Annotated in this window: 13 protein-coding genes; 3 read left to right on the top strand and 10 right to left on the bottom strand. The window is 71.1% G+C overall.

What is annotated here, in order from left to right; genetic code table 11:
* The first annotated feature begins 71 nt into the window (after window positions 1-71).
* Window positions 72-992: a LysR family transcriptional regulator gene (locus ACF1BN_RS21395; protein WP_392333158.1), complete on the top strand. Its 921-nt coding sequence runs from the start codon at window positions 72-74 to the stop codon at window positions 990-992.
* Window positions 993-1,210: 218 nt separating this feature from the next.
* Entirely contained in the window at window positions 1,211-1,414 is a 204-nt protein-coding gene (locus ACF1BN_RS21400; RefSeq protein ID WP_392333159.1) for an EF-hand domain-containing protein, read from the top strand.
* Window positions 1,415-1,849: 435 nt separating this feature from the next.
* On the opposite strand, the gene ACF1BN_RS21405 is transcribed toward ACF1BN_RS21400, so the two are convergent.
* From ACF1BN_RS21405 to ACF1BN_RS21415, 3 genes are all read right to left on the bottom strand, one after another.
* On the bottom strand, window positions 1,850-2,128 hold the full coding sequence (locus ACF1BN_RS21405) for a hypothetical protein (protein ID WP_392333160.1): 279 nt from the start codon (window positions 2,126-2,128) through the stop codon (window positions 1,850-1,852).
* Window positions 2,129-2,383: 255 nt separating this feature from the next.
* Window positions 2,384-2,773, bottom strand: a complete 390-nt coding sequence (locus ACF1BN_RS21410; protein WP_392333161.1) for a hypothetical protein — start codon at window positions 2,771-2,773, stop codon at window positions 2,384-2,386.
* Window positions 2,774-2,985: 212 nt separating this feature from the next.
* On the bottom strand, window positions 2,986-3,729 hold the full coding sequence (locus ACF1BN_RS21415) for a hypothetical protein (protein ID WP_392333162.1): 744 nt from the start codon (window positions 3,727-3,729) through the stop codon (window positions 2,986-2,988).
* A gap of 220 nt (window positions 3,730-3,949) precedes the next feature.
* Between ACF1BN_RS21415 and ACF1BN_RS21420 the strand changes: the two genes are divergently transcribed.
* Entirely contained in the window at window positions 3,950-4,612 is a 663-nt protein-coding gene (locus tag ACF1BN_RS21420) for a hypothetical protein (RefSeq protein ID WP_392333163.1), read from the top strand.
* Between the two features lie 72 nt (window positions 4,613-4,684).
* Here the strand turns inward: ACF1BN_RS21420 and ACF1BN_RS21425 are convergent, their stop codons facing one another.
* From ACF1BN_RS21425 to ACF1BN_RS21455, 7 genes are all read right to left on the bottom strand, one after another.
* Window positions 4,685-4,831, bottom strand: coding sequence for a hypothetical protein (locus ACF1BN_RS21425; protein ID WP_392333164.1), 147 nt, complete (start codon window positions 4,829-4,831; stop codon window positions 4,685-4,687).
* A gap of 108 nt (window positions 4,832-4,939) precedes the next feature.
* Window positions 4,940-5,410, bottom strand: coding sequence for a hemerythrin domain-containing protein (locus ACF1BN_RS21430; protein ID WP_392333165.1), 471 nt, complete (start codon window positions 5,408-5,410; stop codon window positions 4,940-4,942).
* A gap of 237 nt (window positions 5,411-5,647) precedes the next feature.
* Window positions 5,648-6,106 (bottom strand): VOC family protein, encoded by a 459-nt coding sequence (locus tag ACF1BN_RS21435; RefSeq protein ID WP_392333166.1) that lies wholly within the window; start codon window positions 6,104-6,106, stop codon window positions 5,648-5,650.
* 24 nt (window positions 6,107-6,130) lie between these two features.
* Window positions 6,131-6,634, bottom strand: a complete 504-nt coding sequence (locus ACF1BN_RS21440) for a DUF427 domain-containing protein (RefSeq protein ID WP_392333167.1) — start codon at window positions 6,632-6,634, stop codon at window positions 6,131-6,133.
* 98 nt (window positions 6,635-6,732) lie between these two features.
* A complete protein-coding gene (locus ACF1BN_RS21445) occupies window positions 6,733-7,449 on the bottom strand; it encodes a nitroreductase family protein (protein WP_392333168.1) in 717 nt (238 codons plus the stop codon).
* A 163-nt stretch (window positions 7,450-7,612) separates the two neighbouring features.
* Window positions 7,613-7,843: a hypothetical protein gene (locus ACF1BN_RS21450; RefSeq protein WP_392333169.1), complete on the bottom strand. Its 231-nt coding sequence runs from the start codon at window positions 7,841-7,843 to the stop codon at window positions 7,613-7,615.
* A gap of 300 nt (window positions 7,844-8,143) precedes the next feature.
* The gene (locus tag ACF1BN_RS21455; protein ID WP_392333170.1) at window positions 8,144-9,340 is read right to left on the bottom strand and encodes a MerR family transcriptional regulator; all 1,197 of its coding nucleotides are present in this window, start codon (window positions 9,338-9,340) and stop codon (window positions 8,144-8,146) included.
* Window positions 9,341-9,378 lie beyond the last annotated feature (38 nt).

The raw sequence follows: 9,378 nt of genomic DNA on the forward strand, positions 1-9,378 counted from the left end.
GCCTCCAAGATCGCCTGGACCCCTGCCAGAAGTCCAAGAGCGGATTCTTCTCCAGCCTAGAATCAGCAGTTATGGAGCTGAGGCAGCTGCGGTACTTCGTCACTGTCGTCGAGGAGGCCAACTTCACCCGGGCCGCCGCTCGGCTGCACCTGGCGCAGCCGGGGGTCAGCGCGCAGATCCGGCAGCTGGAGAGGGAACTGGGCCAGCAGCTGCTCGACCGCTCCGGCAGGGCCGTGACGCCCACCGAGGTCGGCGAGGCCGTGCTGCCGTACGCGCGGGCCGCGCTCGCCGCCGCGGACGGCGCGCGGCGCGCCGTGGAGGAATTCACCGGGCTGCTGCGCGGCCAGGTCACGATCGGCCTCGTCTCCGGTGCGGCCACTGAGGAGTTGAGCGTGGCAGCCGTCCTCGCCGACTTCCACGACGCCCACCCAGGGGTCGACATCGCGCTCACGGAGGACACCTCGGAGCGGATGCTCGCCGCCCTGGTCGAGGGCGCGCTGGACATCGCCGTGATCGGGCTGACCGGTCAGCCTCCGGGTCCGGGCATCACCCACCAGGTCCTGATCGACGTACCGCTGGTCGCCGCGGTCGGTCCGGACGATCCACTCCTGACGTCCACCGGCCCCGACGGCGTCCCTGTCACCGCGCTGCGTGACCGCGCGCTGATCAGCCTGCCGCGCGGTACGGGCCTGCGGGGCGTGCTCGACGGCGCCTGCGCGGAGGCGGGCTTCCGACCTCGTATCGCCTTCGAGGCAGCGGCCCCCGCCCTGCTCGCCCAACTCGCGGCCCGGGGCCTCGGAGTCGCTGTCGTGCCCGAGATCCCCGCGCCCGAGGCCGCGCACCTCGGCCTGCGCACCCTGCCGTTCACCGACCCGCTGATGCGCGGCCGCATCGCTCTCGCCTGGCGCGCCGACGGCCCGGCCGGCCCCGCGGCCCGCTCCCTCCTGTTGCGGCTGCGCCACGTCCGCGTCGCGTATCCGTCCTCCGGGTGATACGAGGAGCGGAGCCGTGCCTGTGCGACATCCCCGCCCGGTCGCGCTGAGCCGACCACCTCGACGCCCCGTCCTGGCCCCGGAGCGCGATAGCCGGAGCGTCGTCGCTCGGCCGGGCGGCCCGCACGCGGGCGGGGCCGTCAGCGAGCTGTCGAGGGTGTGGCAGGGTGGTGGGCATGTGGGCCTTCGAGGCCCGTGAACGTGAGAAAGGGTATGTCGTGAACGAGGCCGAGCTCAGGGCGCTGTTCGACGAGATCGACACGGATGGCGACGGGCGCATCAACATCGTCGAACTGGCCGAGGGTTTCAAGGCCGAGGGTGCCCATGGGCACCTCGCCGAAGAGGTCAGGAAGGCCATGGCGGCCGACGCGAACCACGACGGGGTCCTCGACTTCGACGAGTTCCGCACCCTGCTGAAGTAGCGTCAGGCCGACCCGACAGCCTGAGCGCCGCCCGCGCATGCCTGCGAGGCCGTCCGGACCAGCCTGCGATGCCGTCAGGGCATGCCTGCGAGGCCGTCCGGGCTTGCCCCTCATGACGGGTCCGCCGGGCTCCCGCCACCGGCGCTCGTGCCTCGGGCCGGCACGGCGCCATGGACCCCGGCCCCTGACGCAGGGTTCGTCGGGGTCCCGCGCGCTTTGGATGCGCCGTTCCTGTACTTGCCCGGCGCTCCTCCGTCGCGGCCGTCACGGCCCGGACGGTCCTCTCGTCGCCGATGATGTCCGTTGCGGTCTGCCGCGGGCCTTGGCGACCAGGGCCTCGGCGATCGGGGCCTCGACTCGCTCGACTGAGGTCGAGCGAGCTGGCCGACGTCTGCACCGCTCTGCGCCGCCGGCCGGGCGGCAACGCAGGTCGGGTCAGCTCGCCGCTTGACGACTCCGCCGAGCGAGACCGATGAGGAACTCCGTCGGTCGGCAGAGCCAGTGCAAGAGCGGATTGGTCACGACCCCGTAGTGGAAGCTGACTGAGCCATTCTCCTTGCCGACGATCTGGGGTGCGTCGTCCCGGTGGACGTATCGGAGGTACCGGCGGCGGATCGGTGCGCCGACGGCCAGCAGCACGGGCGAGGCCGCGAGGATCACCGCGTAGATCAAAGCCCTGGTGGCGAGCAGTCTGGCCGGTTCATCGATACGCATCCCGGCAGTGTGGCGATCCTTGCCCGCCGTGTCAGCTTGATCGTCTGCGTACGGGCAGCAGCCGGGCGGACCACGACCGGCCATACCGCCGGGCCGCCCCCACGTCGCCACCGGAGCAACCGCACCTGGCCCACCCGACCCCATACGCTCACCCACCCCGGCCAGGTCGCGGGCCGCTCACAGGAACGAGAGAGACCATCCCCGGTCGCCTGCCCGGCCGGACGGGCAGACCGGCGCGAGCGTGCAGACGGGAGGTCAGGCGCCGGGGTCGGTGGCGGGGTGGGTGAATCGCAGGGGCTTGCCCAGCGACCGGGCGTAGGCGATCTCGGCTCGGGTGCTGTCTCCGATGTAGTCGCCGACCACGAGCACCTCATCGGCGAGCCGGATCTTCGCTCGGTGCAGGTCGTCGAGTCGAGCCTTCAGCGTCTCTGCCTCGACAGGATCGGACCAGAGTTCGTGCGGCGACTTCATGTCGCACGCCGGTTTGACGACGATCCTCCCGGCCTTCGTTTCGTGGATGTCGGCCTCGGCCATCTCGGTCATGAAGCGGGTGGAGCCGCAGATCACGACGATGTGCGGGAGGCTCAGCTGCTTCTTCGCGTCAGCGAGCCTCTCCTCTGGCGTGAGCGGCTGAGGGTCCGACACTGGTTCCTCCTGGCGATGTGACCCGAGGGGGTCAGCGGAGTCGAGGACTACGGTGCCCGAGAACGATGTGTGGCGACGTGTACACCCTGGTGACCACACACTCTCCATGCGGCGACCGCTGGAAGCGCGGCGGCACGCCCCCGACTCGACAACTCGGCACCAGAATGCACCGGTTCGAGTGGCGTCATGGGCGGGGGGCGGCTTTCGCCGGATCACGACGCAAGGCAGGTCGGCGCTCCAGGACCGCCACCGGCCTTCATCGCGTCGGTCGCGGCGAGCCGGTTGTCCTGACGGTCTGTCGGACCCGACACTGAGCGCAAGGGGGTACGACGATGACTGAACAACCGTTCCAGCCCGTAGTCGCTGAGGACGAGACGGACCCGGACACACCGGCCACACAAGCTGAGTTGAGGCAGGCCGTCCATGCGGTGTTGACGCTGAAGGCGAACGCGATCCCGCTCTGCGCGCGCGACGCGGCCAAGACCGCATCGCTGGACGAGCACTTGCAGCACGTACCGGACGGGCCTCGCCGGGTGCTGTGGCGCGGCCTGGTCAAGGCGTGGCTGAAGGCCCGCTCGGACGCTCTGCTCGCCGCGCTTCGACCGCAGCTGGACGACTCGATCAAGGCCGCGATGAGCTCCTTCGTCGGTGTGCGGCACGGGCTGGTCCACGGGGACCTGTCGCCGCAGCTCACCGAGGACGCCGTGCAGCGGCTCGAACAGTTCGTGTACGACACGGACTTCGCCCAGGCGGCCGATGCCGGCCTCGTGTCTCTGAAGGCGGAGTTCCTGGAGTACTGCGCCCGCGCGGCGGAGCTGGAGCCGTATCTGGAGGAGTGCCGGGGGAGTCTGGCCAAGGCGCACGCCGACCTGAAGGCCGTGGTGCAGCAGGCGAACGACCAGAAGCAGGCGGTCGCGCACGCGGGCCTGGCGCTGTTCCTCGAACCGCGCGTGCATGCCCTGGACGGGATGCTCGCGGCGGCCGGTCAGGTCGTGATCGCCCAGTCGCCGGACCTGCTGGTCACCCAGGTGGACGCCACGTGGACGCAGTCCGTCATGGCCTCCGCCGAGGACCAGAAGGCCGTGATCACCGGTTCCCTGGCGTCCGGCGCGGCCTACTGCGACATCGCCCGAGGCAATCTGAAGCTTCCCGTGGCCCGGATCGGGGACCCCGGTCGTGGTCCAGTTCCAGCAACTGGGCGCGCTTCCGGCCGGCAACGCGGGGCGGAAGGGCTGCGTGGACCTGCGCAAGGCCTTCGGCGAGCCGTGGATCCGCGCGCTGGGCTCGCTGACCCAGCCGGAACTCACCCGGATCATCTCCCTCTGCGGACTGAAGATGGTCCGCGACACCCTCGTCAAGCGGTTGACCGCCCAGCGCATCCACGAGATGGACGCCGCCGTGGCACTGCTCGCCGCTCCCGGCGACGCGGACGTGGCCTGCGGGAAGGTCGCGAGCATGGGCTACACCCGGATCACCCTGCCGCCAGGCGTCACGGCCTTCGGCTGGCAGATCGTCGGCCAGTGGCTGCTGCCCAACGCCTTCTCGGACGCGGGCTACGAGACCAACGACACCTGCCTGAAGCACATGCACCAGGAGCTGCACCCGCAGGTCTCGAAGGCCACGGCCGAGGCCTACTTCGCCGACCTCGTCACCGCCTGTCGCACGGCACGTACGTCGTGGGGCCATCTTGCGGACAAGAGCAAGCCGCTCGACCGCGACGACATCGAGTTGACCCACCACGCGCGGTGGCACATCTCGATCAAGGCGTACCTCTCCACGTCACAGGTCTTCCACGTGGACGGCGGCTACGGGAAATCCCCCTGGCGCGCGATCCAGTAGCGCCGGATCAGTCACGAGGCGGGACGGACACCGATGGTCGTGGCGATCACGGCCCTGACGAGTTCCGTCGCTTCAGCGCCTCCACCGGCGCTCCGGGGCCGTCACCCAGAAAGTCAGACCCACCAGGGCGAAGATCACCCCTCCGACGATCGCCGTCGGGATGCCCAGGGCGAGAACGAACGTCAGCAGGAGTTCTCCCCAGGTCGGCTCATCACCCATGGTGTTCCCCTCGCGCGTCATGCAGCTCATGACTCACGAGGGGAACGATTCGGTTCCTCAGGTGCCGAGTCCGGATGCTCGCTTCCACCACCACCGCCTCGACCTAGGTCATATCGGCCCTAGGACTTCACCGGGAACGGCGTCCAGCTCAAGGGTCTCGAGCACGGACAGCAACTGCCGTTCCTCGTAACGGAAGTGGTTCTCCATGAGGGCGGCGATGCCCTCGAGGTGCTGGTCCAGCTCCTCGGGCGGGGCGGCTCGTCCGACCGCGGCCTGGAGGCCGCCGAGCAGGTGGGCGATCATGGAGTGGTCCTGTTCCAGGGAGCGCAGCACCGGGCGCAGTTCGGGATGGACGGCCGCGATGGCCGGGAACAAGGTGCGGTCCTCGCCCCGGTGATGGCCGTCGAGTGCCGCGCAGAAGCCGTGGCAGTACAGGAGCAGTTCCCGGGTGGCCGCTTCCCCGGGGGTGCCGTCGGCCAGGGACGCGCGCGTGACCGACAGTGCTTCACGCAGTCGGTGGTGGACTTGACGGAGTTCTCGGCTCCAGGCGATGAGCCTGGTCGTCTCGCGCTCAGACACGCGAGAACGAAGGGTGCGACGAACGCATCGTCGGCCTCCTTCGGTTCGACGCCTCCATGCCTGACACGGACTGCCACCGGCACGCGACGTTGTCAGCACCCTAGCGCACCTGTCGCCCCTACGGCACCGCCTGTCCCGACGGGGGATCGGCCGGTACGGCGTAGGCGTCCTCGTGCCGCACCGGCTTGGCCCGCCGTTCGTCGTGCCGTTCGCCCTACCGAGCGGTGGGCCGGTCGATCAGCCCGGTCGGTAGGTGCCCACGCTCCACTCGTGGCCCTCGGGGTCGAGGACCCGGGCCCGCCGCGTACCCCACTCGGTCGCCTCCGGCTCGATCACCGGGACCGCGCCCGCGGACACCGCGTGGAAGAACCACTGGTCCACCGCCGACGCGGAGGCGAGGCAGAGATAGAGGCCGCTTCCGGTGCTGACACCGTGGAGGGCGGGCCTGCTGTACTCGGGGTGGGCGCCGCCCAGCATCACGACGACGTCCCCGAGGCGGACCTCGGCGTGGGCGAGCGAACCGTCCTCGGCGTCCTGGCGCCGCGCGACCGCGAATCCGACCGCCGCGAGCCAGGCCAGCGCGGCGTCGGTGTCGCGGTAACTCAGGTAGGCGTGGAGATCCGCGACCGCGTCATCGCCGTCGTCCCGATGCAGAGGTGTCCCCGCGCCCTCGGCTGCCCGCGCTGCGTTCGTCATGTCGTCCTCCTTCGCGGCGGGCCGTCACCAGAACCGGGTGCCGGAGCCGCCCTTGAAAGGGCCTTCGATCTCGCGGGTGATCCACCCGCCGTAGAAGTCGCCCTCCTGGGCGACCACGACCTCCCCGTCCACCGCGCAGCGCACCGAGGACGGGTAGAAGGCCAGGCGGCCTCGGAGGGCCTCGTAGGGAGGGAGGGGGTGCTCGTAGCTCCAGGCGGCCCGTGGGGCCACGACGTCACCGACGACGATGTCCCAGTACGAGGCCGCGCCCTTCCACTCGCAGTGCGTACGGCCCGGCCGTGGCCGAAGGAACTCCGTGCGCACGTCGTGTCGGGGCACGTAGAAGACCGGAGGGTGGCTCGTCTCGAGGACCCGCGTGCTCGCGTGGGTCTCGGCCACGACCTGCGCGCCGAAGGTCACGGTGATCCGGCGATCGTCACTCAGCAGTGCGGGCGGCCGAGGGTAGTCCCACACCGACTCCTTCGGCCGCTCGTACCGAACGTCGGGCAGCCCGTCCTCGTCGCTCATGAACCGACCTCACCCTCTCCGCAAAGGCGTCTGACCGTGGTTCCCTCCGATCACGGTCCACAGATGCGGCGGCGGTCGGGGCGGGCGCCTTCCGAGACCTACCAGCCGTTGAGGTGCACGACCTCCGAGACCGGGCGGCGGCGCACGGGCCCGAAGTTGCCCATCGGCCGGCCGATGGGTATGGCGGCGAAGGTGCGCATGTCCTCGGGGATGCCGAGCGCCTGCTTCCACTCCTCCTCCAGCATCAGATGCCAGATGGTGATGTTCGCGGCGAGGCCGAGCCCTCGGGCCGCGAGCAGCAGGTTCTGCACACCGGGGTAGACACAGGAGCCCTCCGCGAGGGCCATGAAGCGTTCCTGCGTCTCCATCATGCGCTGGGTGGCGTCGGGGCCGAGGGCCTGCGCGGAAGCGAGGTAGCCCTCCTCGGTAACCCGCGGTGCCGGGAACTGGTAGCAGGGGATGATCAGTACGGGGGTGTCCGCGAAGTGGTCCCGCTGGTACTCGATGGCGGCGACCATACGACCGTAGGCCGCGTCGTCCATCCCCGCGGGGGCCAGCGCGCCCGTGGTGGCGAGGTAGGCGTCGACGCAGCGCTTCCACAAGGGGGCGAGGCGGGCCATGACGTCCCGGTCGGTGACGACGACGTACTCGAAGCGCTGCATGTTGCCGCCGCTCGGGCCCCAGACCGCTGCCTGCACGAGCTGTTCGACGAGGTCCCCAGGGATGGGGTCGGGCTTGATGCGGCGCATGGCGCGCATGGTGGACATGGTGCCGAAGAGACGCGGGTCGGTGTCCTCACCGATGATGTCGTTCATGATCGCGGAGTGTAGACCCCGTGATCGTGCCGGCAAGAGGCCACCGCGGCCGCCGAGGCCGAGGCTGAGGTTGACGCTGATGCCGAGGCTGATGCCGAGGTTGAGTCCAGGACGGCGCCGTCCGCTTCGACGTCGGGCTCGGCGCCGTGGCCGCGGACCGACGTCAGTCCTCAGGCGTGTCGTCCTCCGTCTCGTAGTTCGCCAGGGCAAGTCCCAGCGCGAAGAAGGTCGGCGCCCACTCGCCGACGAAGATGCCCCAGCGGTCGGCGCGTTCCAGATTCTCCCGTCGACTCGAGGCGAGCCACGAGGTGAGGGACAGCCCGATCGAGCCGACGGCCGCGAGGTAGGCGTGCTCACTGCGAAGGCCGGCGTCGTGAAGCCGCTTGACGACCATGTCGATCTTCCCTTCGTCCGAGGTGCCGGGCCTGCGGGCGGGGCCGGCAGGGCCGGCACCTCGTAGATCCCGAGAATGCTTCCTGCGTAGGTGTTTCCGTCCCGGCCGGCTCTCGGATGCGTTCGGGGTTCGGGGTCCTGGACGCGGGTTGCGGGTTGCAGGACGTGGGGTGTGGGTCCGGGGCAGGCCAGAGCCCCGGCCGTTCGTGCTGGATCAGCCCCCCGGTACCCCGACCCCGGCCCACCCGGCACGCGCACTCGTTGCCTCGGAGACGGGGCGCGGTCCCTCGCGAGGCGGCCCTCAGCCCTCGACCCGTGCGGCCCGATCCCGGTAGAGCCCGCAGATCAGGTCGATGCCCTTCCGCAGGCCCGTGGGGCGGATCATGCCCGGGGCGAGTGCCCGCCCGCTCCAGCCGGGGCCCGCGAGCACGACCAGGGGGGCGAGCCTGGCACCCCTCACTCCGAACGTCGTTCCCGCCACGCCTCGGGCGAGGGCGTGGTCCGCGGTGAACCTGGACTGCGACCAGAGAGCCACAGCGGCCGGACCCGACCGGCGTACCGCCGCGTCCAGGGCATGTGCGGGCACGGCCGCACCGAACATCCTCGTCGGCAGGCCCCGTTCGGCGAGGCCCGCCGCGAGGGCTTCGAGGGGGAGGGTGTGCTGCTCGGAGGGGACGCAGGCGAGGACGACGGGAGGGTCGGAGACGGTGGGCACCGGGCCGGTGACCGCCGCTGTGCGCAGCGCCGTGGAGACGTGCCACGACAGCAGATGCTCCACCTCGACGTAACGGTCGTCCGAGGACTCCCACTTGCGTCCCACCGCGTTCAGGGTCGGAACCATCACTTCCTCCCACGCCGTGACGAGCCCGTACCGCGCGAGGGCCTCCCGCAACAGCGCCTCCATGGCCGCGGCGTCGAGCCGCACCGCCGCGCGGGCCAGACCTCGGCACTCCTGCCGTACGTCACCCAGCGGCAGCCCGCCGCCGGGTCCCGCGCGGCGGGCCCGGGCGGGCGGAGTCCTCCCCGCCGTCGAGGCGTCCGATGCCACGGACCCCGTCGACTCCGAGAGTCCGGGCGGGGCGGCTGCCGACGGCCCGGTCGGCCCTGCCACCGGCCCGGGCAGGGCGGCGGCGATCGGCTCGGTCGGCTCCGTCACCGCCTCGGGCACAGCGGCGGCCGGAGGCTCGGTCGGCTCCGTCACCGCCCCGGGCACGGCGGTGGGCGATGGTTCGGTCTGCCCCGTCACCGCCCCGGGCCGGGAGAACTTGGCCGCGTGGGCCGCCTCGGCGGGCGGGACCCCTGACGACGTGAGCCGGCACATCTCCTCCAGCATGGCCACGTCCGCCGCGCTCCACCGTCGATGCTTGCCGTCGACGCGCGCGGCGGGCCCGATGCCGTAGCGCTGATCCCAGGAGCGGACCGTGGTCGGCGAGACGCCGAGCCGACGCGCGACCGCGCCTGTCGTGATCCCGTGGGTCTCTGCGGTCTCTGCGGACATGCCACCCGCCATGCGAGGAGGAAACGATGGGAACGGAG

Origin of the sequence: Streptomyces sp. NPDC014861 (assembly GCF_043081625.1) — a bacterium.
Classification (GTDB): Bacteria; Actinomycetota; Actinomycetes; order Streptomycetales; family Streptomycetaceae; genus Streptomyces.

Coding starts and splice junctions, on each gene's coding strand:
- ACF1BN_RS21450 (WP_392333169.1), bottom strand. CDS start 7,843: ATGGTCGTCAAGCGGCTTCACGACGCCGGCCTTCGCAGTGAGCACGCC.
- ACF1BN_RS21445 (WP_392333168.1), bottom strand. CDS start 7,449: ATGAACGACATCATCGGTGAGGACACCGACCCGCGTCTCTTCGGCACC.
- ACF1BN_RS21415 (WP_392333162.1), bottom strand. CDS start 3,729: ATGCACGCGCGGTTCGAGGAACAGCGCCAGGCCCGCGTGCGCGACCGC.
- ACF1BN_RS21455 (WP_392333170.1), bottom strand. CDS start 9,340: ATGTCCGCAGAGACCGCAGAGACCCACGGGATCACGACAGGCGCGGTC.
- ACF1BN_RS21435 (WP_392333166.1), bottom strand. CDS start 6,106: ATGACGAACGCAGCGCGGGCAGCCGAGGGCGCGGGGACACCTCTGCAT.
- ACF1BN_RS21425 (WP_392333164.1), bottom strand. CDS start 4,831: ATGGGTGATGAGCCGACCTGGGGAGAACTCCTGCTGACGTTCGTTCTC.
- ACF1BN_RS21405 (WP_392333160.1), bottom strand. CDS start 2,128: ATGCGTATCGATGAACCGGCCAGACTGCTCGCCACCAGGGCTTTGATC.
- ACF1BN_RS21440 (WP_392333167.1), bottom strand. CDS start 6,634: ATGAGCGACGAGGACGGGCTGCCCGACGTTCGGTACGAGCGGCCGAAG.
- ACF1BN_RS21395 (WP_392333158.1), top strand. CDS start 72: ATGGAGCTGAGGCAGCTGCGGTACTTCGTCACTGTCGTCGAGGAGGCC.